We start from the raw sequence: 23,258 nt of genomic DNA, 5'->3' as shown, positions 1-23,258 counted from the left end.
CGAACGGGATGCCGAGACGTCATCAGCGGTTGACTTTTCCTACCCGCCGGTAACAGACTCGGGTTACCGCTAGTAACATCGCACCGCCGCCGCTGGAGGGGACATGGCCGAGTTCACCATGGAGCTGAACGACGAACAGAAGGAAGTCCGGGACTGGCTCCATGGCTTCGCCGCCGACGTGATCCGCCCCGCGGCCGCCGAGTGGGACGAGCGCGAGGAGACTCCCTGGCCGGTCATCCAGGAGGCCGCGAAGGTCGGCATCTACTCCCTCGACTTCTACGCGCAGCAGTACTTCGACCCCACCGGCCTCGGCATCCCGATGGCCATGGAGGAGCTGTTCTGGGGCGACGCGGGCATCGCCCTGTCCATTGTGGGCACCGGGCTCGCCGCCGTGGGCGTTCTCGCCAACGGAACCGAGGAACAGATCGGCACCTGGATCCCGCAGATGTACGGCGACGTCGACGACGTCAAGGTCGCCGCGTTCTGCTCCTCCGAGCCCGACGCCGGCTCCGACGTCGCCTCGATGCGCACGCGTGCCGTGTACGACGAGGCCAAGGACGAGTGGGTGATCAACGGCACGAAGACCTGGGCGACCAACGGCGGCATCGCCAACGTCCACGTCGTCGTCGCCAGCGTCGACCCGGAGCTGGGTTCCAAGGGCCACGCCTCCTTCATCGTCCCGCCGGGCACGCCGGGCCTGGCCCAGGGCCAGAAGTTCAAGAAGCACGGCATCCGCGCCTCGCACACCGCCGAGGTCATCCTCGACAACGTCCGCGTCCCCGGCTCCTGCCTGCTCGGCGGCAAGGAGAAGCTGGACGAGCGGCTGGCCCGGGCGCGGGAGAAGGCCCGGACGGGCGGCGAGCGCGTCAAGAACGCGGCGATGGCCACGTTCGAGGCCTCCCGCCCGGCGGTCGGTGCCATGGCGGTCGGCACCGCCCGGGCCGCGTACGAGGTCGCCCTCGACTACGCCACGACCCGCGAGCAGTTCGGCCGGCCGATCATCGACAACCAGGGCGTGGCCTTCCAGCTGGCGGACATGCGGACGCAGATCGACGCCGCCCGGCTGCTGGTCTGGCGTGCCTCCTGGATGGCGGTCAACGGCAAGCCGTTCACCGCGGCCGAGGGGTCGATGTCCAAGCTGTTCGCCAGTGAGACCGCGAAGAAGGTCACCGCCCAGGCCATCCAGATCCTGGGCGGCAACGGGTACACCCGTGAATACCCGGTCGAGCGCATGCACCGGGACAGCGCGATCTACACGATCTTCGAGGGTACGAGTGAGATCCAGCGGCTGGTGATCGCCCGCACGCTGTCGGGCATGCCCATCCGCTAACGGTGCCTGAGCGGCGTCAGCTGCTCGATGTCGTACTTGGCCCGCAGGGCCTCGATCGCCTCCTGGTCCGGCGGGCCCCCGTTGCCCAGGATCTCCAGCAGCTCCTCGAAATAGCGCTCGTGATCCGGTGGGGGAGAGGCCTGGAAGAACATCCTGGCCGGGGTGTCCGTCGGATTGGCGAACGCGTGCGGGCACCCCGGCGGTACGACGATGACCGTGCCGGGAGTCGCCCGCACCACCCTCCTGCCCGAACTGGACTCCCACGTCCGCCAGTTGTCGGGAGTGCGGATGCGCGGCTCGAAGGCGAGGACGTCCAGTTCGCCCTCCAGGACGTAGAACAGCTCCTCGCTGCGCGTGTGCACATGCGCGCCCACGTCGAAGCCCGGCGGGACCTCCACCTCGAAGGTGGAGGCCGTCCGCGAGTGCGTGCCGGTGACCTTGAACGTCACCCGCTGGGCCGGTGTCTCCACGACACGGCCGTGGCCCGGCGGCACGTACAGCGCCTCGATCCCGGTCATCGGCGGGTCACCATGTCACCGGCAGAGCCTCGGGCCCCCGGATCAGCGCGCCCTTCTTGAAGGGCACCTTCTCCGGCGGTACGGCCAGCCGCAGGCCCGGAATCCGGTCGAGCAGGGTGTCCACCATGAGTTCCTCCTCCAGCCGGGCCAGCATGTTGCCGGGGCAGAAGTGCGGGCCGAAGCCGAACGAGACATGCGGGTTCGGGCTGCGGGAGAAGTCGATCGTCTCCGGGTCGGGGAAGACCTCCGGGTCCCGGTTGGCGGCGAGGTAGGAGTTGTACACCGCGTCGCCCGCGCGGATCCGTACGCCGCGGATCTCCACGTCCTCCAGGGCGATCCGGGACAGGCCGACCGCGTTGCGGTGCGGGATCCAGCGCAGGAGTTCGTCGATCGCCCTGGGGCGGATCTCCGGCTCCGCGCGCAGCCGCTCCACCAGGTCGGGGCGGGTCAGCAGCAGATAGAACATCTGCCCGCTGTTGTTGGTGACCGCCTCGCCGCCGATCTGCAGCAGACCGGCGAGCCCGACGGCCTCCTCCAGGGTGACCTCGCCCCGGCCCACCGCGGCGCCGAGCAGGGAGGTGACGTCCTCGGCCGTGCTGTTCTCGCGCAGCCCGATCAGGTCGGAGAAGTAGGCGGCCATCTCCCGTTTGGCCTTCTCGCTGACCTCCTTTCCGTTCGAGGAGGACAGGATGAGCTGGGTCCAGGTGTGCATGGTGTGCCGGTCGGCGGCCGGGACGCCCATCAGCTCGCAGATCACCGCGATCGGGAACGGGCTGAGGACCGTCGCCGTGAGATCGGCGGGCGGGCCGTCCTGGAGGAGTTCGTCGACCAGCTCCTCCAGCATGGCGCGCGCCTTCTCCCGCACCCGCTCCACGCCCTTCGCGGTGAACGCGGCCGCCACCGAGCGGCGCAGCCGGGTGTGGTCGGGCGGGTCGAGGAAGCCGACCGCGCCCGGGTCGGGGATGAAGTGCGGGGCCAGCCGGGTCACCGGCTTCTTCATGACCTCCTCACGGCTGAAGCGGGGGTCGTTGGTCACCATGCGCACGTCGTCCATCCGGGTCACCAGCCAGGCCCAGCCCTCGCCGTTGGGCAACTGGATGCGGGTGACGGGTCCTTCGCGCATCAGCTCTCTCAGCACCGGGTCGAAGTCCGTTCCGGTCAGATCGAGCGCCGGCCAGTGCCGGATCGGGGGCAGGGTCTCGGTGAGCGTCTCTTCGGTCATGCCGTACTCGAACCGTCTCTCGGTCGTCAGCTGCGCCAGCGGCCCAGCGCCATTTCCGCGGTGATGCCGGGTCCGAACCCGGCGAGGAGCCCGCGCGCCCGGTTCTGCGCGCCGCCCTCGTCGAACATCCGGCGCAGCGCGTCCAGCACGACGCCGGAGGCGATGTTGCCGTACTCGGTGAGGGTGGCCCGGCTGAACCGGAAGGCGTGCGGGTCGACCTGGAGGAACTTGCTGAGGTCGTCGAGGATGCGGGGGCCGCCCGCGTGGACTATGTAGAAGTCCAGGTCGGACGCGTCCCAGCCGTGCATGCCCGCGAGGTCCTGCAGCGCCGGGGCCAGCGGCTCCATGGTGGCAGGCACCCGCTTGTCGAGCAGGAAGTGGAAGCCGGTCGCCCGGACGTCGTACATGATCCACTCTTCGGTCTTCGGGATCAGGTACGAGCCGTTGCGCTCCAGCTCGACGCCGGTGCCGCCGGTGCCGCGGACCACGGCGGCGGCTATGCCGTCACCGAACAGGCCGTTGGAGAGCAGCGAGCCCACACCGAGGTCGGTGGGCTGGTAGCACAGCGAGCAGAACTCGCAGGCCACGATCAGCGCGTTGGCCTCGGGGTAGGCCGTGCAGAAGTCGTGCGCGCGGTTGATCGCCGCGCCGCCTGCCGCACAGCCCAGCTGGGCTATGGGGAGTTGCCGGGTGGTGGGGTCGAAGTCCATCTCGTTGATCAGCCACGCCGTGAGCGAGGGCATCATGAAGCCCGTGCACGAGACGTAGATGATCACGTCGATGTCGGTGGTGAGGAGTTCCGCGTCGTCGAGCGCCCGCTGGATCACCCGGGGGACCCGGGCCTTGGCCTCGGCCTCGTAGAGCTTGTTGCGCTCCTCGAAGCCGGGGTGCTTGAGGGTCTCCTCGATGGGCTGGACGATGTGCCGCTTCTTGACGCCCGTGTTCTCTATCAGCCGCAGTGCGAGCGGCAGTTGGGGGTGGTCCGCGTGGCGGGAGCGCGCCAGCTCCAGCGTCTCCTCCATCGTGATCACGTGTTCCGGAACCGACACCGAGGGTCTGCACAAAGTCGCCATGAACCGTGCCTGCTTTCAGCCTTCCGGAAGGCCTGCGCCCGCCGGTCAGAGGGTCGTTCACCTCAGGGGGTGGTTCACCCACGATCACTCGTCCCGGCGACGATCTCGCGCCGAACTACTCCAGACCGGGGACCCCCGTGTCAGGCTCGGACGGGAAGCCGCACGTCCGCGCGAGGGAGAACACCATGACGGCAACGGCCAGGGGTCTGCTGCAGGCGACCACCAGGGAGCTCGCTCCGGACCAGCAGGCCAACCCCTTCGTGCCGCTCGTGGAACGCGGCGAGGCACCCCCGCAGGCCCTTGCCCGCCTTGCCCTGGAACAGCAGTGGGTGATCCCCGCCGACCGCCGCGCCTTCCAGCACCTGGCCCAGCGCGCCGACCCCGCCTCCGCGGCCTTCTTCACCGCCCTGGCGACGGGCGAGGAACTGGCGGCCCGGCACCTGAGCGCCTTCGCCCGGGCCTGCGGGGCGACCGAGGAGCGCGCCCGCGCCTACATGCCCCTGGCAGGCTGCCAGGCCTATCCCGCCTACGTTTCCTGGCTGGCCCTCAACGCCGCCCCGGCGGACGTCGTCCTGGCCCTCACGGCGAACTTCTCCGCCTGGGGCGACTACTGCGCCCGCATCGCGGCAGCCCTGCGCACCCACTACGGTTTCGGTGACGACGCGTGCGCGTTCTTCGACTTCTTCGCCGAACCGGCGCCGGACCTGGAGGACCGGGCGACGGCGGCGGTACAGGCGGCACTGGACGCGGGTGCCTTGAGCACAGGGCTGGCACACACCTACGGAACCCTGCTCCAGAAGTTCGAGAGCATGTTCTGGCAAGCGGTGGGGCAGCCGGCCTGAAATCCCTAGGGCGCCCCGCTGCTGTGCGCGATACAGGCCACGTCGATACGGTCCGCCAGCTTGGCCAGCTCGATGGTCAAAGCGGCAACCGTATCCTCGTCCAACCCCTGCTCCCCGGCCTCGACAAGCCGCAGCCACCGCGCCCCCACGGTCCGCAGCAACTTACTCACATCGACCGCGGCCACCTGCAAGGCCCCACGGTCGTCCACGATCAGGGGCAGAGTCACTTCGCCGTTCACAAACCGGATGCTAGTCGCGCAGCGCTCACGCACCCTGCCAAACCGTGGTGATGTTGCAGAACTCGCGGATTCCGTGCCCGGACAGCTCACGCCCGTACCCGGACCGCTTGACCCCGCCGAACGGGAACGCCGGATGCGAGGCGGTCATCCCGTTGACGTACACCGATCCGGCCTCCAGGTCGCGCGCGAACCGTTCCACCTCGCGCTCGTCCCGCGTCCACACATTGGAACTCAGCCCGAACGGCGAGTCGTTGGCGATGAGCAGCGCCTCGTCCAGGTCGCCGGCCCGGTACAGCGTGGCCACCGGGCCGAACGCCTCCTCCCGGTGGATGCGCATCTCCCGGGTGATCCCGGCCAGCACGGTCGGCGGGTAGTACCAGCCGGGCCCGTCCGGCCGCTCGCCGCCGCACAGCACCTCGGCCCCGCTGCGCCGCGCGTCGTCGACCAGCTCCTCCAGATCCTTCCGCCCCTGCTCGCTGGCGAGCGGCCCGACCTCGGTGTCCTCCTCCAGCGGGTCGCCGACCCTGAGCGCCGTCATCCCGGCGACGAACCTCTCAGCGAAGGCGTCGTAGACGTCGGTGTGCACGATGAACCGCTTGGCGGCGATGCAGGACTGCCCGTTGTTCTGCACCCGCGCGGTGACCGCCACCGCGGCCGCCCGGTCCAGGTCGGCGGAGGGCATGACCACGTACGGGTCGCTGCCGCCCAGCTCCAGCACCGTCTTCTTGATCATCTCCCCGCAGGTGGCGGCCACCGCCCGGCCCGCCGGCTCGCTGCCGGTGAGCGTCGCGGCCTTCACCCGCTCGTCCCGCAGGATGTCGTCCACCGCGCCCGAGCCGATCAGCAGCGTCTGGAAACAGCCCTCCGTGAAGCCCGCGCGGTGGAAGAGATCCTCCAGGTACAGGGCCGTCTGGGGGACGTTGGAGGCGTGCTTGAGCAGGCCCACGTTGCCCGCCATCAGCGCGGGCGCGGCGAACCGGATCACCTGCCACAGCGGGAAGTTCCACGGCATCACCGCGAGGACGGGGCCCAGCGGCCGGTAGCGCACCCGGACCCGGGACGCGCCGGAGTCCGCCACATCCGACTCGGCGGGCTCCTCGTCGGCGAGCAGCGCCTGAGCGTGCTCGGCGTACCAGCGCATCGCCTTGACGCACTTCGCGGCCTCCGCCCAGGCCTGTTTGATCGGCTTGCCCATCTCGGTGGTCATCACCCGGCCGATCTCCCGTTGGTCCTCCTCCAGCAGATCGGCGGCCCTGAGCAGCAGCCGGGCGCGGTCGACGAACGAGAGCACCCGGTAGGTGCGGAACGTGGCCTCGGCGAGCTGGAGCCGGCGCTCCAGCTCCTCCTCGCCCATGGGCTCGTACGTCTTGAGCGTCTCGCCGTTCGCCGGGTTCACCGTCGCGATGGGCATGGCTGACCTCCCTGGGAGCGGGCTTGCTTAGACCTTCGCGCGCGGTACGGCCGTACGCAACGCGTGGCGTCCCTTCAGGCCGAGTGCTCCGCCAGCCGGTCGAGAAACGCGGTCTGTGCCGCGATGATCAGCTCCCGGGCCCGGTCCACGCCGAGCCACTCCACGCGGTCCAGCTCCGGGAACTCCTGCACCCGGCCGGACCGCGGCGGCCACTCCATGGCGAAGGTGCCGGGGCGGAAACCGCTCAGGTCCGGGTCGGCCTCGACGGCCCACGCCGTGACGACCTTGCCGTTGCGTTGCACCACCTCGCCCAGCGGTACGGCCTTCCCGTCGGGCGGCGCCAGCCCCAGTTCCTCCCGGAACTCACGCCGGGCGGCCTCCCAGGCGGGCTCGTCGGGGTCGTACTCGCCCTTGGGGACGGTCCACGCCCCGGCGTCCTTCTTCGCCCACAGCGGACCACCCATGTGGCCGAGCAGTACCTCAAGTCCCTCATCGGTGTGCCGGAACAACAGCAGTCCCGCGCTGCGCTTCGTCGCCCGCACCGTCATGGCCTGACCTCCGGATGGGCCGCCAGCAGGGCCTCCACGGTATCGGCGTCCTCGGGGCGCTTGTCCTCGCGGTAGCGGACCACACGGGCGAAGCGGAGGGTGACGCCGGCCGGGTAGCGGGTGGAGCGCTGCAGGCCGTCGTAGGCGATCTCCACGACGAGTGCGGGGCGTACCCGGACCACCCAGCCGTCGTCCTCCACGGCCAGCTCGCGCAGTCGCTCGGTCTGCCAGGAGAGCATCGCGTCGGTCATGCCCTTGAAGGTCTTGCCGAGCATGGCGAAGCCCCCGTCCGGGGTGCGGGCGCCGAGGTGCAGGTTGGAGAGCTTGCCCGTACGGCGGCCGTGACCCCACTCGGCCGCCAGCACGACCAGGTCGAGGGTGTGGACGGGCTTGACCTTCAGCCAGGCGGTGCCGCGCCGGCCCGCGCTGTAGGGCGCGTCCAGCGCCTTGACCACCACGCCCTCGTGTCCACGGGCCAGGGTCTCGGCGAGGAACCGCTCCGCCTCCGCGGTGTCCCCCGGCCCGGAGGCGACCGTGCGGCGCACCCGCATCGGCTCGGGCACCAGCCGGGCCAGCTGGGCGTGCCGCTCGGCGAAGGGCAGGTCCAGCAGATCGGTGCCGTCGACCGACAGCACGTCGAAGAAGACGGGGGAGACCGGGACCTCCCCGGCCGCCCGCGCCACGTTCGTCCGGGAGCCGACCCGGCCCGCCGTCTCCTGGAAGGACCGTGGCCGCCCGGCCGCGTCGAAGGAGATCACCTCCCCGTCCAGGATGAACCGCTCGCCCCGCAACTCCCGTGCGGCGGCGGTCACTTCGGGCAGCCTGCCGGTGATGTCGTCCAGGGTGCGGGTGTGCACCCGGACCGTGTCGCCGTCCCGGTGCACCTGCACCCGGATGCCGTCCAGCTTCTCCTCCACCGCGCAGGCGCCCAGCTTCTCCACCGCCTCGGCCACCGAGGACGCGCTGTGCGCCAGCATCGGCAGCACCGGGCGGCCCACGGTGAGCCGGAATCTCTCCAGCGCGCCGGGCCCCTCGCCGAGCAGAGCCTCGGCGACCGTCTGCAGCGACCCGGCGAGCATCACCGCCCGGCGTACGGCGGCAGGGTCGGCGCCCGTCGCCCGGGCGAGGCCCTCCACCGCGACCGCGTCCAGCGCGCCCTGCCGCACCTCGCCGGTGAGCAGGCCGAGCAGGAACCGCCGCTCCTCCTCCGTGGCCGCGCCCATCAGCTCGCCGACGAGCCGGACCCGCTCCGCCTGCGACCCCGGCCCGGACACCTTGCCCAGGTCGGTGAGCAGGGCGTCGACCTCGCGGACCGTGAGCGAGGGCTCGCCGGCCGGCGGCACCGGCCGGCTCAGCACCTTCCAGCCGACGCCGAGCCGTCCCTGCGGCAGCCGCCCGGCCAGATACGGGATGACGATCGGCACGTCGTCCGCCTCCGCCTCCCGGAACAACTCCGCGAGCAGCGCCGTCTTGCGCGACCGGGCCGCCGTGGCGGCGACGTCCCGGGACACCTGGGCGAGGCGGATGAGCAGCATGCAGTCATGGTGGCACCGGGGGTGCGGCGGCCACACCCGGACGGAGTCGAGGTCGGCCATCAGCAGCTCCCCGCTCGTCGATCACCGGGTAGGCGCCGAACGGCGTCTCGCGCATCTCGGCGCCCAGCCTCAGGAGCAGGTCGTTGCCGGGGACCGTCCGTCGCCGGATCCCTGCGGGATTGACAAACGTCTTTGCCGTTCCTGCAATAGGGGCCATGAGCACGGACGACGTACTGGCCGAAGTGGGCCCCCGGCTGCGCCGCATCCGCAAGGACCGGGAGGTGACCCTGGCCGCGCTGTCCGAGGCCACCGGCATCTCCGTCAGCACCCTGTCCCGCCTGGAGTCCGGCCTGCGCAAACCCAGCCTGGAACTGCTGCTGCCGATCGCCCAGGCCCACCAGGTGCCGCTGGACGAGCTGGTCGGCGCGCCGCCGGTGGGGGACCCGCGGGTGCGGTCCGAGCCGATCGTGCGGGACGGGCGCACCCACTGGCCGCTGACCCGCCAGCCCGGCGGCCTCCAGGCCTTCAAGGTGCTGGAACCGAAGCGCAGGCTCGAACCGGAGCCGCGCACCCACGAGGGCTACGAGTGGCTCTATGTCCTCTCGGGCCGGCTGCGGCTGGTCCTCGGCGAACACGACGTCGTGCTGTCGGCCGGGGAGGCCGCCGAGTTCGACACGCGGGTGCCGCACTGGTTCGGGTCGACGGGGGAGGGGCCGGTGGAGTTCCTCAGTCTGTTCGGGCCGCAGGGGGAGCGGATGCATGTGCGGGCCCGCCCGAGGCGGAAGTGACACGGCCGACTGTTCCCTGATCGGCAAGCGACCGCTTAGTATGCGATCGGAACCCGGTCAGACGAAGCAGTCCCGTGGAGGCCCCGCATGCAGGCATGGCACGTGCACGAGAACGGCGAGCCGAGCGAGGTGATGCGCCTGGCTCAGGTGGACCCGCCCACGCCCGGGGACGGACAGGTGCGCCTGCGCGTGCGCGCCGCCAACATCAACTTCCCGGACGCGCTGCTGTGCCGGGGCCAGTACCAGGTGCGCCCGCCGCTGCCGTTCACGCCCGGCGTGGAGATCTGCGGCGAGACCGAGGACGGCCGCCGGGTGATCGCCAACCCCGTGCTGCCGTACGGCGGTTTCGCCGAGTACGCCCTCGCCGACGCCCGCGCCCTGCTGCCCGCGCCCGAGGCGCTGGACGACGCCGAGGCCGCAGCCCTGCACATCGGCTACCAGACCGGCTGGTTCGGCCTGCACCGCCGGGCCCGTCTGGAGGCGGGCGAGACCCTGCTCGTGCACGCCGCCGCCGGCGGTGTCGGCAGCGCGGCCGTGCAGCTGGGCAAGGCGGCCGGCGCCACCGTGATCGGTGTCGTCGGCGGCGCGGACAAGGCCGCCGTGGCCCGCGAGCTCGGCTGTGACGCGGTGGTCGACCGCCGCTCCGACGACGTGATCGCCGCCGTGAAGGAGGCCACCGGCGGCCGGGGCGCAGATGTGATCTACGACCCCGTCGGCGGCGAGGCCTACGCCCAGTCCGCCAAGCTCGTCGCCTTCGAGGGCCGGATCGTCGTCGTCGGCTTCGCGAGCGGCGCCATCCCCAGCCCGGCCCTCAACCACGCGCTGGTGAAGAACTACTCGATCCTCGGCCTGCACTGGGGTCTGTACAACACCAAGAACCCCGAGCTCGTCCTGCGCTGTCACGAGGAACTGACCGAACTGGCCGCCCGGGGCGCGATCAAGCCGCTGGTGAGCGAGCGGGTGCCGCTGGGCGAGGCGGCCGCGGCCGTGCAGAAGGTGGCGGACGGCCTCTCCACCGGTCGGATCGCCGTGGTGATGGAGGGAGCAGCATGACCGACGCCGAGGAACTGCGCCGCCGCACACGGGAGTTGCTGGACCGGCGTCCCCCCGCGAGCACCGACCGCCTCGACTTCCTGCGCGCCCGCTTCGACGCCGGTCTCGCCTGGGTCCACTACCCGGAAGGCCTCGGTGGACTGGGCGCACCCCGCCACCTCCAGGTCGTCGTGGACGCCGAGCTGGAGGCCGCCGGCGCCCCCGACAACGACGCGCGCCGCAACGGCATCGGGCTCGGCATGGCCGCGCCGACGATCCTCAAGTACGGCACCGAGGAGCAGAAGCAGCGCTTCCTGCGGCCGCTGTGGACGGGCGAGGAGGTCTGGTGCCAGCTGTTCAGCGAGCCCGGCGCCGGCTCCGACCTGGCCGCCCTCGGCACCCGGGCCGTACGGGAGGGCGAGGACTGGGTGGTCAACGGGCAGAAGGTCTGGACATCCGGCGCGCACAACGCCCGCTGGGCCATCCTCATCGCCCGCACCGACCCGAACCTGCCCAAGCACGCGGGCATCACCTACTTCCTGTGCGACATGACCGACCCCGGTGTCGAGGTCCGGCCGCTGCGCCAGATCACCGGCGAGGCCGAGTTCAACGAGGTCTTCCTCACCGACGTCCGCATCCCCGACTCGCGGCGCCTCGGCGAGGTCGGCGACGGCTGGCGGGTCGCGCAGACCACGCTCAACAACGAACGCGTGGCCATCGGCGGCATGCGGCTCCCGCGCGAGGGCGGCATGATCGGCCCGGTCGCGAAGACCTGGCGCGAACGCCCCGAGCTGCGCACCCACGACCTGCACCAGCGGCTGCTGAAGCTGTGGGTCGAGTCCGAGGTCTCCCGGCTCACCGCCGAACGCCTGCGCCAGCAGCTCGTCGCCGGACAGCCGGGCCCCGAGGGCGCCGGCATGAAGCTCGCCTTCGCCCGCCTCAACCAGGAGATCAGCGGCCTGGAGGTCGAACTCAGGGCGGACGAAGGCCTGTTGTACGACGACTGGACCATGCGCCGTCCCGAACTCGTCGACTTCACCGGCCGGGACGCCGGCTACCGCTACCTGCGCGCCAAGGGCAACAGCATCGAGGGCGGGACCAGCGAGGTCCTGCTGAACATCGTCGCCGAGCGGGTCCTCGGCCTGCCCGCCGAGCCGCGCACCGACAAGGACGTCGCATGGAAGGACCTGGCCCGATGACGAAAGCGCCGGACCTGCTGTACTCCGAGGAGGAAGAGGCGCTGCGCGCCGCCGTCCGCGACCTCCTCACGGACCACTGCGCGCCGGCGGACGTCATCGCCCGCGTCGAGTCGGACACCTCGCACGACCTCGCCCTGTGGAAGTCCCTCGCCGAGAGCATGGGCCTGGCCGGGCTCCTGGTGCCCGAGGAGCAGGGCGGCCAGGGCGCCTCCGCCCGTGAGGCCGCCGTCGTCCTGGAGGAGCTGGGGCGGGCGGTGGCACCGGTGCCGTATCTCACCAGCGCGGTCGTGGCCACCGAGGCCCTGCTGGCCTGCGCTGACGAGGAACTGCTGGGACAGCTGGCCTCCGGGCGCACCATCGGCGCCCTCGCGGTCGGCCTGCACCTGGCTCCCGGCGCCGAGGTCAAGGCCGTACGAGTCGAGAACGGCGTACTGCACGGCGAGTTGACAGGTGTCGCCGACGCGGCCGTCGCGGACGTCCTGCTCGTCCCGGCCGACGACGGCGGCCTGTACGCCGTGGCCGCGGACGCCGCGACCGTCACCCCGCAGGTCTCCCTGGACCTGACCCGCCCGCTGGCGACGGTACGGCTGGAGGGCGCCCCCGGCCGCCGCGTCGGCGACGCCGAACCCGCCGTACGGCGCGCCCTGCGCGCCGCCGCAGGGCTGCTGGCCTCCGAGCAACTGGGCCTCGCCGACTGGGCGTTGACCGAGACCGTCCGCTATCTGAAGGAGCGCAAGCAGTTCAACCGCCCGGTCGGCGGGTTCCAGGCGCTCAAGCACCGGCTCGCCCAGCTGTGGCTGGAGGTCGTGAACCTGCGGGCCGCCGCGCGGGCCTCGGCCGACGCGTTGGCCTCCGGTGAGGATACGGACGTCTCGGTCGCCGTCGCGCAGGCGTACGCCGCGCCCGTCGCCGTCCACGCCGCCGAGGAGGCGCTGCAACTGCACGCCGGGATCGGCATGACCTGGGAGCACCCGATCCACCTGTACCTGAAGCGGGCCAAGGCGGACTCGATCGCCTACGGCACGGCGGGCGCCCACCGGGAGGCACTGGCCGAACTGGTCGACCTCCAGGCACCCTGACGCCACCCGTGTGAAGCCCGCCCCCCCGGGGCGGGCTTCTCCGCGCGCTCCCTCCGCAGAGGTGAACAACGCGCCAACTCCCCGCGAGCCAGGGCTACTTCGACGACAGGGCACGCATACTCCCTTCGGTTCCATCCGGCACCCCAAGGGAGGCAGCGCATGGCCCTCACCACCCGTCGCAGAGCCCTCACCACCCTCGGCGCCGCCCTCGCCGGCGCGGTCGCCCTGCCCGCGTCGCCGGCCCGGGCGGGCACCTCGCAGCGCGGTCCGCACCCGCTGTGGAACGCGCACGCCCACAACGACTACGAGCACCCCAGGCCGCTGTTCGACGCGCTCGACCACCGCTTCAACAGCGTCGAGGCCGACATCTTCCTCGTCGGCGACCAGCTCCTCGTCGGGCACGACAGCTCCGAGCTGGACCCGTCCCGCACCCTCGAATCCCTCTACCTCGACCCGCTCGCCGCCCTGGTCCGGGCGGGTCACGGTTCGGTGTACCGGGGCTGGCGCAGGCCGCTGCACCTGCTGATCGACATCAAGACCGAGGGTTCCTCGACGTACCTCGAACTCGACCGCCATCTGCGCCGCCACCCGCACCTGTTCACCCGGTACGCGCACGGCCGGGTGCACCCAGGGCCGGTCACCGCCGTCGTCTCCGGCGACCGCGCCGCCCGCATCCCCATGGCGGCGCAAAAGGAGCGGCGCGCCTTCTACGACGGCCGGCTCACCGATCTCGGCGGCACCGCCCCGGCCACCTTCATCCCGCTGATCAGCGACAACTGGACGCAGAACTTCACCTGGTCGGGCGAGGGCACCTTCCCCGAGGCCGAGCGGCAGAAGCTGCGGGACATCACCGCGGCAGCGCACGAGCGCGGGCAGCAGGTGCGGTTCTGGGCCACTCCGGACGCCGCGGGCCCGGCCCGCGACGCCCTGTGGACGGAACTGCTCGGCGCTGGTGTCGACTATCTGAACACCGACGACCTGGCCGGACTGGAGAACTTCCTGGACGCCCGCCCCACCGCGTGACACCACACGTTTGGGGGACACGTCAGCCACCCGGACGAACCCTCCGCTACGCCACACTTGCGGCCGGAACGCCACTCAAGGGGCGTGGCGGAGGAGGTTCCTGGTGGTCATTCCCGTCTCTGCGGTCGTGCTGCTCCTGATCCTGGCCGTGATCTTCATTCGCAACTGCTCGCTGAAGATCTCCCACGCCCTGGTCTGCATGCTGCTCGGCTTCTTCCTGGCCGGCACGAGCATGGCGCCCACCATCCACAGCGGGCTCATGACGACCGCCGACCTGGTGAGCAGTCTGCGGCCCTGAGTTCAGCCGGCCGAGAACACCCCGATGCCGTTCGCCACGGGGCGCTCGGCGCCGGTGCTCGGGTGGTTGCGGACCGTCACGGCGCTCGCCCCGTCGTCACGGGTGACCAGCTCCGACGAGCCGCCGCCGTCGAGGTTGAACGCGTCGGACGCGCCCAGCGAGCGCATGGTGCGGGCCTCCTCCGCGACCGTCATGCCGGTCCGGTAGGCGGCGGCCCCGTCCAGCGCCAGGATCAGCAGCTGCCGGCCGCCGTCCCGGAAGCCCACGACCGTGCGCACCGCCGAGGTGGTGTCGTCCAGCCCGGACCGCGCCACGCCGCCCTCAAGGACCGGGAAGCCGCCGATCGCGAAGGCGTACGGCACCCCGGACGAGGCCCCCACCAGGCTGTGCGTCACGCTCACCGCATCCCCGACGGAGAGCTTGCGCAGCCGCTGCGCGCCCTCCTCGCGGCCCACCAGGACCGTGGTGCCCGACGGAATCGTGCCGCTGCCCGGGGTGTCCGAGGCGGAGACCACCCGGCCGCCCCGCACCCGCACCTCGTAGGTGTCGGTGCTGCACGGTGCCGACCGCTGGGTGTCCGTGCCGCACACGGCCCGCATCCGGGAGGCGCTGCCCCAGCGTGCGGTGAAGGCGCCGACGGAGTTCTCCGGAAGCGCGTACTGGTTGAGGCCCTTCAACGGGAACGTGCCGTCCGCGGTGCGCACGCTGCCGGCGAGCGAGAGGCGGTCCAGCCGGGCCCGCCGGTCGGTGCCCACACCGAAGACGTCCTGCGTGCCGGCGCCCGGCGGCAGGGCGGGCCCGAAGCGCTGCCCGTTCGGCACCGCGGCCTTGAGTGCCTGCCCGTCCGCGATCGCCGGTCCGACGCTCGCGCCGGTGGCCTCCACGCCCGGGTGCTGGGTCTCGCTGATGTCGAAGAAGTCACCGTTGACCCCCGCGACCGCCCCGGCCGAGTCCGCCATCCCCGAGACGGTGGCCCGCGCCGCCACCGCGCCCGGGTACAGCAGGTCCACACGGACGTGCGGATCCGCCAGGTCGACCGTGACCAGATGGGCGTGTGCCCGGCCCGCGGCCGCGTCGACGTCGAACTGCCGGTAGGTGACACCCGGCGCGATGCGTCTGCCGTCCGGTACGGCACCGGCCGGTGCCGCCCCCGCCAGGGCCGCACCGGCCAGCACACCGAACGCCGTGACAACCGTGAGTACCGCTCTGCCCGCTGCCGAACGCCTGCGACGTCTGATCACCGTGCCCCCTGATGGCTCGTCAACTGTCCCTGCCGTACGGCCTGTCGTACGGGTCTTCAGGGGCAGTGGACCAGAGGGCGGCGACCGCCGGGCCGACTAGGCGTCGACTACGCGAGAACGGGTGAGAAAACGTACCCCCTCGGGTGCTTCCAGGGAGAAGCCGCTGCCCCGTCCGGGTACGACGTCCACGATCAGCCGGGTGTGGCTCCACGCCTCGTACTGGCTCCGGGACATCCAGAAGGTGACGGGCTCGGCCACGCCGTCAACGGTCAGCTCCGCCAGCAGCACGTCCGAGCCGCCGGTGCGGAACTCGCCGTCCGGGTAGCACATGGGTGCGCTGCCGTCGCAGCAGCCGCCGGACTGGTGGAACATCAGCGGACCGTGCTCGGCGTGCAGCCGCCGCACCAGGTCCGCGGCCTCGGGAGTGAGTTCGACGCGCGGGGTTTCCTCAGCCATGGGTCACACCCTCCTGAAGGGCCGGGGCGCGGGACGCCGGACCCGGTCCAGTCTCACGGATCGTCACCGGCCCGTCCAGAACGCCTCGTCGGACCGCCTGCGCGCGGTCAGCGATGGCTGAGCACGTTCACCACGCGGCCGTCCGGGTCCCGCACGAAGAACCGCCGCACGCCCCACTCCTCGTCCGTCAGCGGATGCACGATCTCCGCGCCGCGGTCCCGCATCGCCGCGTACGCCGCGTCCACGTTCTCGACCTCGATGCTCAGGTCCGGGACGACCGGCGCGGTGCGGTCCTCGGTCACCAGGCTGAGCTGCGCGGCCGGGTTCTCGGCGCAGGCCAGTGTCCTGATCCAGCCGAGGTCCATGACCTCCTCCAGCCCCAGCACTGCGTAGAACTCCGCGCTCTGCGGCAGCGCGGCCGGCTGCGAGGATGGGCCCATGAGTCCTTCGCCCTTCGGCCTGCCCGACCTGCGTTTCGTCACGACCGGCGAACATCCGCTCTGGGACGAGGCGCTCGCCGCGGTCAACCGGGACCTGGCGGTCACCCTGCCCGAGCAGCGGCCGCTGTGCCTCATCGCCTACCCGGGCCTTGACGAGGACGAGGAGGACGAGCGGGTCCACGTCGGGTTCCCGGACGGCTACTGGCACGGCAACCCCCTGTGGCGGGCCGGATCCGGCGCCGGAGCCCTCCGGGTCGTCGCCGAGGCCGCCCAGGAGACGGTCATGGAGCGCCTGTGGCAGGCCTGGCCCGTCTGCACCCTGCACGGGCTCGGGATGCATGTGAGCGAGGACGCCGCACAGCCTTCCTGGTGGTGCGCCGGGGCGGCCCGGCCGGGCGAACCGGCCCATGTCCGCGCTGCCATAGGGGAGTTGGACACGGTCCACCGCCCGCGTCGCCCGAGCCGCAACCGCCGGAAGTCCCGCTGATGTGCCCGGTGCCGGACCCCGGACCCGGCCTGCGATCGTCCTCGGATGCGTGACCTCGACGAGCTGGTACGGGTGGACGATCCGGCGTGGCCGGAACTGCGGCAGGCGTTCGCCGCGAGCGCCGTACCCGTGCGCGTCCCGGACGACGGATGGGTGCGGGTGTACGGCGCGGGATCGATCGCGAGCGGGCTGCCGAGCCTCGGCCGGGTCAACGGTTCCCCGCCGAGCCCGACCCCGGCTGGTACCCGGCCGACGGGCTGGTCGTCGGCCATGACGTGCTCGGCGGGGTGTTCTTCCCCAACGGCGCGGGCCCGGCCCGCGCCGGCCGCCCGGGCGCGCCCGGACAGATGACGTACTTCGTGCCCGGCACCCTGAAGTGGGAGGCGCTGGACATGGGGCACTCCGCCTGGGTGTGATGGCTGCTGTCCGGTCGGCTGGAGAGGTTCTACGACGGGCTGCGCCGGCCGGACCGGCGTCAGGAGGCGGCGGCCCTCGACCTCGGGCAGGGCATCACCGTCTTTCCGCCCCTGTGGACCGGGGAGGCGCACCGGGATCTCGCCGCGACCAGCCGTCGGGCGGTGGCGATGCGGGAAGTCCTCGCAGTCGCCGCCGACACCGCCCGGCAGCTCGGACCGGCCGACCCCGGCTTCCTCGGCGAGGTGTGAGGCCGCGGGCCGTGGCTCGCTCCGAGATCGTCTGCGACCCCGGCGGCCGGCCCACCGGCCTGTTGCTGGAGGACGCCGCCTGCGAACTGGTCGAGGCGGTCGCCCCCGGCCCACCGCGGCCGAGGTGCGGGCCCGGACCGCCGAGGTGCTGCGGGCCATGGCCGTCTCCGGCCTCACCGGGGGCCACGCCATGGACGCGAACGGCGACAGCCTCGTCGCCGTCTACACCGCGCTGGAGGCCGAGAAACGCGCTGCCGCTGCGGCTGTGGATCGCCCCCTGGTGCCGGCCCGAAGCGACCGACGACGCGGTGGCCGAGCTCATCCGGCTCCAGGGCACCGGCGGTGCGCTGTGGCGGGTGGCGGGCGTGACGCTCCTCATGGACGGCACCGTCGCGCCCGGCACCGCCGCCCCGCCGACCTCTCCCTGCCGCCGCACGGCTCCGACCAGGCCCTGACCGCCTTGCAGGCACTCCAGGGCATGACCGTCAACGCTGCGTGGGCGGCGGGGGAGGAGGCCGAGGCCGGCCGCCTCGCCGTCGGCCGGCGCGCCGACCTCACGGTCCTGGCCGACGATCCGCTGAGGGTGCCCGACACCGGTCTGGCCGGGCTGCCGGTCGTGCTCACGGTGGTCGGGGGCCGGGTGACGTACCGGGGGACGGGGGGCTGAATCGCCCCGAAGGGAGCGGGGCCGTGTGCGGCATGCGGCTGCCGCGTGGGCGTGACCAGCCACGACGCTGCCGCCCGCGCACAGCGGCACGGTCAGCTGCGGGCCCGCCGTTCGCGGCGGGTCCGGCGGGCCTCGAACAGCAGGGGCAGCAACGACAGGACGACGACCACGGCGACCAGGGGCAGCAGATAGTCGTCGAGGTGCGGGACGGAGGTGCCGAGGGTGTAACCGGCGAGGACGAGCAGCTGCGACCACACCACCCCGCCCACGGTCTGCCAGAGGGTGAAGGGGCGCACGGGCACGTCGAGCACCCCGGCCACGGGGTGCAGCACCGTCCGCAGCAACGGCACGAACCGGCCGATGACCAGCGCCTTTCCGTAACCGTACCGGGCCAGCAGCTCCTCGGCCCGGGCGGCCGCCGCCTTCACCCGCCGGCTGGAGGCGCGGGCCAGCAGCGCCCGCCCGCCGTGCCGCCCGATCAGATACCCGACCTGCCCGCCGGCCACCGCCCCGACCGCCGCGCACAGCAGCACCTGCCAGAGCGCCAGCCGGGGCGGCTGGTGCGCACTGCCGGCGCACAGCACACCGGCCGGGAACAGCAGGGTGTCCCCGGGCAGGAAGAAGCCGACGACCAGCAGACCGGACTCCGCGAAGATCACCACCAGGACGCCGAGCGCGCCGAAGGCGGCCAGCACCGAGGCGCTGTTCAGCGGATTGACGGCTATCACCTGGCCCCGCCTCCCGGCTTGCTCGCAGGGCTGCTCGCTCACCAGCATCACCCGGCCGCCGCGAAAACGCCCGCCCCGGGGCCGTACCCGTGCCTCGCTCGGGTCACGCCGGGCCGGATGCCGCCGGGTCCGGAGCCTGTCGAACGCGGAGATCGCCGGAACCCCTTGACCTCAGTCACGCCAGCCACTAGCTTGCGGGAGCCGATCCATGACGACCGAGAGGGGGCGACCAGCAGATGTACACCAGCTCTGATCTCGGTCGCCTCGCCCAGTGCACGGTCTGGGTTCCGGGTCGGATCGCGCACGGCTGCTGAGCACGCCGTTCTGATGTGCCCGCCCGCGGCACATGCGGGGATTCCCGCCATCACCTTCCCGCACGTCGCTGTCGCGTGCTGTTGTGCGCCCGCTTCTCTCACCTGGCGCGTCTGAACACAGAAAGCTGCCTGAAATTGGCGAACATGATGAATCGATCGATCACACACCGGAACGAAGGCCCGTCATGGTAGCGGCGCGGATCACGGTCAACGGGGAAGAAACGCCTATTTCACCGGCTGCGCCGCACACCACAGCGCTGGACTTTCTGCGCGAGCGTGGCCTCACCGGCAGCAAGGAGGGCTGCGCCGAGGGTGAATGCGGTGCCTGTTCGGTCCTGGTGGCGCGTCCCGGGGTGAACAAGCCCACCGACTGGGTGGCGGTCAACGCCTGTCTGGTCCCGGTCGCGGCGCTCGACGGTCAGGAGATCGTCACCTCCGAAGGCCTCGCCACCGCCGGCGAACCCGGTACGCCGCCCACCCTGCACCCGGTGCAGGAGGAGATGGCGGTCCGTGGCGGCTCCCAGTGCGGTTACTGCACGCCGGGGTTCGTCTGCAGCATGGCCGCCGAGTACTACCGGCCGAACCGCTGCGCGCATGCGGACGCGGCCGACAGCACCGACGCCGAGCACGGCCCGAACGGTTTTGACCTGCACGCGCTGAGCGGAAACCTGTGCCGCTGCACCGGTTACCGCCCGATCCGCGATGCCGCGTTCGCCGTCGGTGTGCCCACCGACGAGGACCCGCTGGCGCAGCGCCGCGAGCAGTCGCCGCCCGCACCGGTGGCCACCGAATACACCCAGGGCGACAGCGCGTTCCTGCGCAGGAACACCCTGGCCGAGACGCTGCGGTTGCTGCGCGAGCGGCCCGACGCCGTGGTGGTCGCCGGCTCCACCGACTGGGGTGTCGAGGTGAACATCCGTTCCCGCCGGGCGGATTGCGTGGTCGCCATCGACCGGCTGCCCGAACTGCGGGAGCTGCGTGTCGAGTCCGACCACATCGAGATCGGGGCGGCGCTGACCCTCACCGAGATCGAACGCCGCCTCGACGGCGCCGTCCCCCTGCTGGCAGAGCTGTTCCCGCAGTTCGCATCCCGGCTCATCCGCAACAGTGCGACCTTCGGCGGCAACCTGGGTACCGGCTCTCCCATCGGTGACAGCCCGCCCGTGCTGCTCGCGCTGGAGGCGTCGGTGGTGCTCGCCGACGCCGACGGTGAGCGGGTGGTCCCGCTGGCCGACTACTTCACCGGCTACCGCCAGAGCGTGCGCCGTCCCGGCGAGCTGATCCGCGCGGTCCGCATCCCGCTGCCACTGTCGCCCGTCACGGCCTTCCACAAGATCGCCAAGCGGCGCTTCGACGACATCTCCAGCGTGGCCGTCGCTTTCGCGCTCGACATCGCGGACGGCGTCGTCCGCAAGGCGCGCATCGGCCTGGGCGGCGTGGCCGCCACCCCGATCCGCGCCCTCGCCACCGAGGCGGCCCTGGAGGGCAAGCCGTGGGTGACGGAGACGGTCGAGGCCGCGGCGCAGGTGCTGCAGGGCCAGGGCACGCCGATGAGCGATCACCGCGCCAGCGCCGACTACCGTTCCGCGATGCTCGGCCAGAGCCTGCTGAAGCTGTACGCACAGACCACTGAGGCGGTGTCGTCATGAGCCATCTGTCCCAGCGCCCCGAAAATCCCGTCGTCGGCGTTTCGATGCCGCACGAGAGCGCCACTCTGCATGTCACCGGCACCGCGCTCTACACCGACGACCTGATCCATCGCACCAAGGACGTGCTGCACGCCTACCCCGTCCAGGTCATGAAGGCCTGCGGCAGGATCACGGCGCTGCGCACCGAGCCCGCGCTGGCCGTGCCCGGGGTGGTGCGCGTGCTGACCAAGGCCGACGTGCCCGGCGTCAACGACGCCGGAATGAAGCACGACGAGCCGCTGTTCCCCGACGAGGTCATGTTCCACGGCCACGCGGTCGCCTGGGTGCTCGGTGAGACCCTGGAGGCGGCCCGGCTCGGTGCGGCGGCCGTCGAGGTTGAGCTCGACGAACTGCCCTCCCTGATCACGCTGCAGGACGCGATCGAGGCGGGCAGTTATCACGGCGCCCGGCCCGTGATGGTGCATGGTGACGTCGACGCCGGTTTCGCGGACTCCGCGCACGTGTTCACCGGCGAGTTCCAGTTCTCCGGGCAGGAGCACTTCTACCTCGAGACGCACGCGGCGCTGGCCCAGGTCGACGAGAACGGGCAGGTGTTCATCCAGAGCAGCACCCAGCACCCGTCGGAGACCCAGGAGATCGTCTCCCACGTGCTGGGCGTGCCCGCCCACGAGGTGACCGTGCAGTGCCTGCGGATGGGTGGCGGCTTCGGCGGCAAGGAGATGCAGCCGCACGGGTTCGCGGCCGTCGCCGCGCTCGGCGCCAAGCTCACCGGCCGGCCGGTCCGGTTCCGGCTCAACCGGACGCAGGACCTGACCATGTCGGGCAAGCGGCACGGTTTCCACGCCACCTGGAAGATCGGCTTCGACGCGGACGGCCGTATCCAGGCCCTGGACGCCGCCCTGACCGCGGACGGCGGCTGGAGCCTGGACCTGTCCGAGCCGGTGCTGGCCCGAGCGCTGTGCCACATCGACAACACCTACTGGATCCCCAACGCGCGCGTCGCCGGCCGCATCGCCAGGACCAACACGGTCTCCAACACGGCCTTCCGCGGCTTCGGCGGGCCGCAGGGCATGCTGGTGATCGAGGACATCCTGGGCCGCTGCGCGCCGCTGCTCGGCCTGGATCCCATGGAGCTGCGGGAACGCAACTTCTACCAGCCGGGCCAGGGCCAGACGACGCCGTACGGACAGCCGGTCACGCAGCCCGAACGGATCTCCACCGTCTGGCAGCAGGTTCAGGACGCCGCCGGCATCGCCGATCGCAAGCGCGAGATCGCCGCCTTCAACGCCGCGCACCCGAACACCAAGCGGGCCCTCGCGATCACCGGCATCAAGTTCGGCATCTCGTTCAACCTCACCGCCTTCAACCAGGGCGGCGCGCTGGTGCTGATCTACAAGGACGGTTCCGTCCTGATCAACCACGGCGGCACCGAGATGGGCCAGGGCCTGCACACCAAGATGCTGCAGGTGGCCGCGACCACGCTGGGTATCCCGCTGCACAAGGTCCGCCTCGCCCCGACGCGCACCGACAAGGTGCCCAACACCTCGGCCACCGCCGCCAGTTCCGGGGCCGACCTCAACGGCGGGGCGGTGAAGAACGCCTGCGAGCAGTTGCGCGAGCGGCTGCTGCAGGTGGCCGCCACCCAGCTGGGTGCGAACGCCTCCGACGTGCGCATCGTCGAGGGCGTCGCGCGCGCCCTCGGCAGCGACAAGGAGCTGGCCTGGGACGACCTGGTGCACACCGCGTACTTCCAGCGGGTTCAGCTGTCGGCGGCCGGTTTCTACCGGACCGAGGGGCTGCACTGGGACGCGAAGACGTTCCGGGGCTCCCCGTTCAAGTACTTCGCCCATGGCGCCGCCGCGACCGAGGTGGAGGTGGACGGCTTCACCGGCGCCTACCGCATCCGCCGGGTGGACATCGTGCACGACGTCGGCGACAGCCTGTCCCCGATGATCGACATCGGTCAGGTCGAGGGCGGATTCGTGCAGGGTGCGGGCTGGCTGACGCTCGAGGACCTGCGCTGGGACACCAGCGACGGCCCGAACCGAGGCCGGCTGCAGACCCAGGCGGCGAGCACCTACAAGCTGCCGAGCTTCTCGGAGATGCCCGAGGAGTTCAACGTCACGCTGCTGGAGAACGCCACCGAGGAGGGCGCGGTCTACGGCTCCAAGGCGGTCGGTGAGCCTCCGCTGATGCTGGCCTTCTCGGTGCGCGAGGCGTTGCGGCAGGCCGCCGCCGCGTTCGGGCCGAGCGGGGTCAGCGTCGATCTGGCCTCGCCCGCAACGCCGGAGGCGGTGTACTGGGCGATCCAGGCGGCTCGCCGGGACGATGCCTCGCGCAGCGGTCACTCCCCCAAGGGGTCTGCCGCGGGCGGCCACAGCGGCAACGGTCATGCCGCCCATGGTCACACCGGCAACGGTCACGCCGCCAACGGCAAGACCCGAGCCGACGCAACAGCGCTGCACGGTGCCTGA

The 23,258-nt window shown here is 71.9% G+C and carries 24 protein-coding genes and 2 pseudogenes; 14 read left to right on the top strand and 12 right to left on the bottom strand.

Annotated features, from left to right (window positions below; genetic code table 11):
* Positions 1–103: 103 nt before the first annotated feature.
* Positions 104–1,330, top strand: a complete 1,227-nt coding sequence (locus tag ACWC2T_RS20430) for an acyl-CoA dehydrogenase family protein (RefSeq protein ID WP_450671746.1) — start codon at positions 104–106, stop codon at positions 1,328–1,330.
* On the opposite strand, the gene ACWC2T_RS20425 is transcribed toward ACWC2T_RS20430, so the two are convergent.
* Genes ACWC2T_RS20425 through ACWC2T_RS20415 form a run of 3 tightly spaced genes read right to left on the bottom strand, consistent with a single transcriptional unit; the run spans position 1,327 to position 4,143 of the window.
* Complete coding sequence (locus tag ACWC2T_RS20425) at positions 1,327–1,848, bottom strand: cupin domain-containing protein (RefSeq protein ID WP_450671745.1); 522 nt, start codon at positions 1,846–1,848, stop codon at positions 1,327–1,329. The two genes, ACWC2T_RS20430 and ACWC2T_RS20425, sit on opposite strands and share 4 nt — an antisense overlap.
* Before the next feature lie 7 nt (positions 1,849–1,855).
* Positions 1,856–3,070, bottom strand: a complete 1,215-nt coding sequence (locus ACWC2T_RS20420; RefSeq protein WP_450671744.1) for a cytochrome P450 — start codon at positions 3,068–3,070, stop codon at positions 1,856–1,858.
* 26 nt (positions 3,071–3,096) lie between these two features.
* Positions 3,097–4,143, bottom strand: coding sequence for a type III polyketide synthase (locus ACWC2T_RS20415; RefSeq protein WP_450671743.1), 1,047 nt, complete (start codon positions 4,141–4,143; stop codon positions 3,097–3,099).
* Between the two features lie 185 nt (positions 4,144–4,328).
* On the opposite strand from ACWC2T_RS20415, the gene ACWC2T_RS20410 reads away from it, so the two are divergent.
* On the top strand, positions 4,329–4,985 hold the full coding sequence (locus tag ACWC2T_RS20410) for a transcriptional regulator (RefSeq protein ID WP_450671742.1): 657 nt from the start codon (positions 4,329–4,331) through the stop codon (positions 4,983–4,985).
* Between the two features lie 5 nt (positions 4,986–4,990).
* Here the strand turns inward: ACWC2T_RS20410 and ACWC2T_RS20405 are convergent, their stop codons facing one another.
* The 5 genes and pseudogenes from ACWC2T_RS20405 to ACWC2T_RS20385 form a co-directional block, all read right to left on the bottom strand.
* Positions 4,991–5,224, bottom strand: a complete 234-nt coding sequence (locus ACWC2T_RS20405) for a DUF6213 family protein (RefSeq protein WP_450671741.1) — start codon at positions 5,222–5,224, stop codon at positions 4,991–4,993.
* Positions 5,225–5,249: 25 nt separating this feature from the next.
* Positions 5,250–6,635: an NADP-dependent succinic semialdehyde dehydrogenase gene (locus ACWC2T_RS20400; RefSeq protein WP_450671740.1), complete on the bottom strand. Its 1,386-nt coding sequence runs from the start codon at positions 6,633–6,635 to the stop codon at positions 5,250–5,252.
* A 74-nt stretch (positions 6,636–6,709) separates the two neighbouring features.
* On the bottom strand, positions 6,710–7,183 hold the full coding sequence (locus ACWC2T_RS20395) for an NUDIX domain-containing protein (protein ID WP_450671739.1): 474 nt from the start codon (positions 7,181–7,183) through the stop codon (positions 6,710–6,712).
* Positions 7,180–8,718 (bottom strand): ATP-dependent DNA ligase, encoded by a 1,539-nt coding sequence (locus ACWC2T_RS20390; protein ID WP_450671738.1) that lies wholly within the window; start codon positions 8,716–8,718, stop codon positions 7,180–7,182. The genes ACWC2T_RS20395 and ACWC2T_RS20390 overlap by 4 nt, the downstream gene beginning before the upstream one ends.
* A gap of 67 nt (positions 8,719–8,785) precedes the next feature.
* Positions 8,786–8,878: pseudogene (locus tag ACWC2T_RS20385) on the bottom strand (thioredoxin reductase); the annotation flags it as partial.
* Positions 8,879–8,933: 55 nt separating this feature from the next.
* On the opposite strand from ACWC2T_RS20385, the gene ACWC2T_RS20380 reads away from it, so the two are divergent.
* From ACWC2T_RS20380 to ACWC2T_RS20355, 6 genes are all read left to right on the top strand, one after another.
* Positions 8,934–9,506: a helix-turn-helix domain-containing protein gene (locus ACWC2T_RS20380; RefSeq protein WP_450671737.1), complete on the top strand. Its 573-nt coding sequence runs from the start codon at positions 8,934–8,936 to the stop codon at positions 9,504–9,506.
* An 87-nt stretch (positions 9,507–9,593) separates the two neighbouring features.
* Complete coding sequence (locus ACWC2T_RS20375) at positions 9,594–10,559, top strand: NADPH:quinone oxidoreductase family protein (RefSeq protein WP_450671736.1); 966 nt, start codon at positions 9,594–9,596, stop codon at positions 10,557–10,559.
* Positions 10,556–11,737, top strand: coding sequence for an acyl-CoA dehydrogenase family protein (locus tag ACWC2T_RS20370; RefSeq protein ID WP_450671735.1), 1,182 nt, complete (start codon positions 10,556–10,558; stop codon positions 11,735–11,737). Before ACWC2T_RS20375 ends, ACWC2T_RS20370 begins: the two co-directional genes overlap by 4 nt.
* The gene (locus tag ACWC2T_RS20365; RefSeq protein ID WP_450671734.1) at positions 11,734–12,816 is read left to right on the top strand and encodes an acyl-CoA dehydrogenase family protein; all 1,083 of its coding nucleotides are present in this window, start codon (positions 11,734–11,736) and stop codon (positions 12,814–12,816) included. Before ACWC2T_RS20370 ends, ACWC2T_RS20365 begins: the two co-directional genes overlap by 4 nt.
* Before the next feature lie 159 nt (positions 12,817–12,975).
* A complete protein-coding gene (locus tag ACWC2T_RS20360; protein WP_450671733.1) occupies positions 12,976–13,839 on the top strand; it encodes a phosphatidylinositol-specific phospholipase C/glycerophosphodiester phosphodiesterase family protein in 864 nt (287 codons plus the stop codon).
* A 103-nt stretch (positions 13,840–13,942) separates the two neighbouring features.
* On the top strand, positions 13,943–14,137 hold the full coding sequence (locus ACWC2T_RS20355; RefSeq protein ID WP_055708577.1) for a hypothetical protein: 195 nt from the start codon (positions 13,943–13,945) through the stop codon (positions 14,135–14,137).
* 2 nt (positions 14,138–14,139) lie between these two features.
* On the opposite strand, the gene ACWC2T_RS20350 is transcribed toward ACWC2T_RS20355, so the two are convergent.
* The 3 genes from ACWC2T_RS20350 to ACWC2T_RS20340 all read right to left on the bottom strand — a co-directional run bounded on the left by ACWC2T_RS20350 (position 14,140) and on the right by ACWC2T_RS20340 (position 16,274).
* A complete protein-coding gene (locus tag ACWC2T_RS20350) occupies positions 14,140–15,378 on the bottom strand; it encodes a phosphodiester glycosidase family protein (protein WP_450671732.1) in 1,239 nt (412 codons plus the stop codon).
* A gap of 96 nt (positions 15,379–15,474) precedes the next feature.
* Positions 15,475–15,834, bottom strand: a complete 360-nt coding sequence (locus ACWC2T_RS20345; protein WP_450671731.1) for a DUF779 domain-containing protein — start codon at positions 15,832–15,834, stop codon at positions 15,475–15,477.
* 107 nt (positions 15,835–15,941) lie between these two features.
* Complete coding sequence (locus ACWC2T_RS20340) at positions 15,942–16,274, bottom strand: VOC family protein (RefSeq protein ID WP_450671730.1); 333 nt, start codon at positions 16,272–16,274, stop codon at positions 15,942–15,944.
* On the opposite strand from ACWC2T_RS20340, the gene ACWC2T_RS20335 reads away from it, so the two are divergent.
* The 4 genes and pseudogenes from ACWC2T_RS20335 to ACWC2T_RS20320 all read left to right on the top strand — a co-directional run bounded on the left by ACWC2T_RS20335 (position 16,273) and on the right by ACWC2T_RS20320 (position 18,093).
* Entirely contained in the window at positions 16,273–16,761 is a 489-nt protein-coding gene (locus tag ACWC2T_RS20335) for a hypothetical protein (protein WP_450671729.1), read from the top strand. The two genes, ACWC2T_RS20340 and ACWC2T_RS20335, sit on opposite strands and share 2 nt — an antisense overlap.
* Positions 16,762–16,910: 149 nt before the next feature.
* A pseudogene (locus ACWC2T_RS20330) lies at positions 16,911–17,426 on the top strand (DUF2625 family protein).
* A gap of 308 nt (positions 17,427–17,734) precedes the next feature.
* Positions 17,735–17,881: a hypothetical protein gene (locus ACWC2T_RS20325; RefSeq protein ID WP_450671767.1), complete on the top strand. Its 147-nt coding sequence runs from the start codon at positions 17,735–17,737 to the stop codon at positions 17,879–17,881.
* Between the two features lie 5 nt (positions 17,882–17,886).
* A complete protein-coding gene (locus tag ACWC2T_RS20320; RefSeq protein ID WP_450671766.1) occupies positions 17,887–18,093 on the top strand; it encodes an amidohydrolase family protein in 207 nt (68 codons plus the stop codon).
* Between the two features lie 92 nt (positions 18,094–18,185).
* Here the strand turns inward: ACWC2T_RS20320 and ACWC2T_RS20315 are convergent, their stop codons facing one another.
* Positions 18,186–18,821: a DedA family protein gene (locus ACWC2T_RS20315; protein ID WP_450671765.1), complete on the bottom strand. Its 636-nt coding sequence runs from the start codon at positions 18,819–18,821 to the stop codon at positions 18,186–18,188.
* 499 nt (positions 18,822–19,320) lie between these two features.
* Here ACWC2T_RS20315 and ACWC2T_RS20310 point away from each other — a divergent pair, with 499 nt between their 5' ends.
* Together ACWC2T_RS20310 and xdhB are read left to right on the top strand one after the other, a co-directional pair.
* Entirely contained in the window at positions 19,321–20,784 is a 1,464-nt protein-coding gene (locus ACWC2T_RS20310; protein WP_450671728.1) for a xanthine dehydrogenase small subunit, read from the top strand.
* Positions 20,781–23,258, top strand: coding sequence for a xanthine dehydrogenase molybdopterin binding subunit (gene xdhB, locus ACWC2T_RS20305; protein WP_450671727.1), 2,478 nt, complete (start codon positions 20,781–20,783; stop codon positions 23,256–23,258). The genes ACWC2T_RS20310 and xdhB overlap by 4 nt, the downstream gene beginning before the upstream one ends.

It is taken from the genome of Streptomyces sp. NPDC001393, from assembly GCF_053597455.1.
The sequence above is the reverse complement of the archived record's forward strand: the minus strand, read 5'-3'. Positions and strand labels throughout refer to the sequence as shown.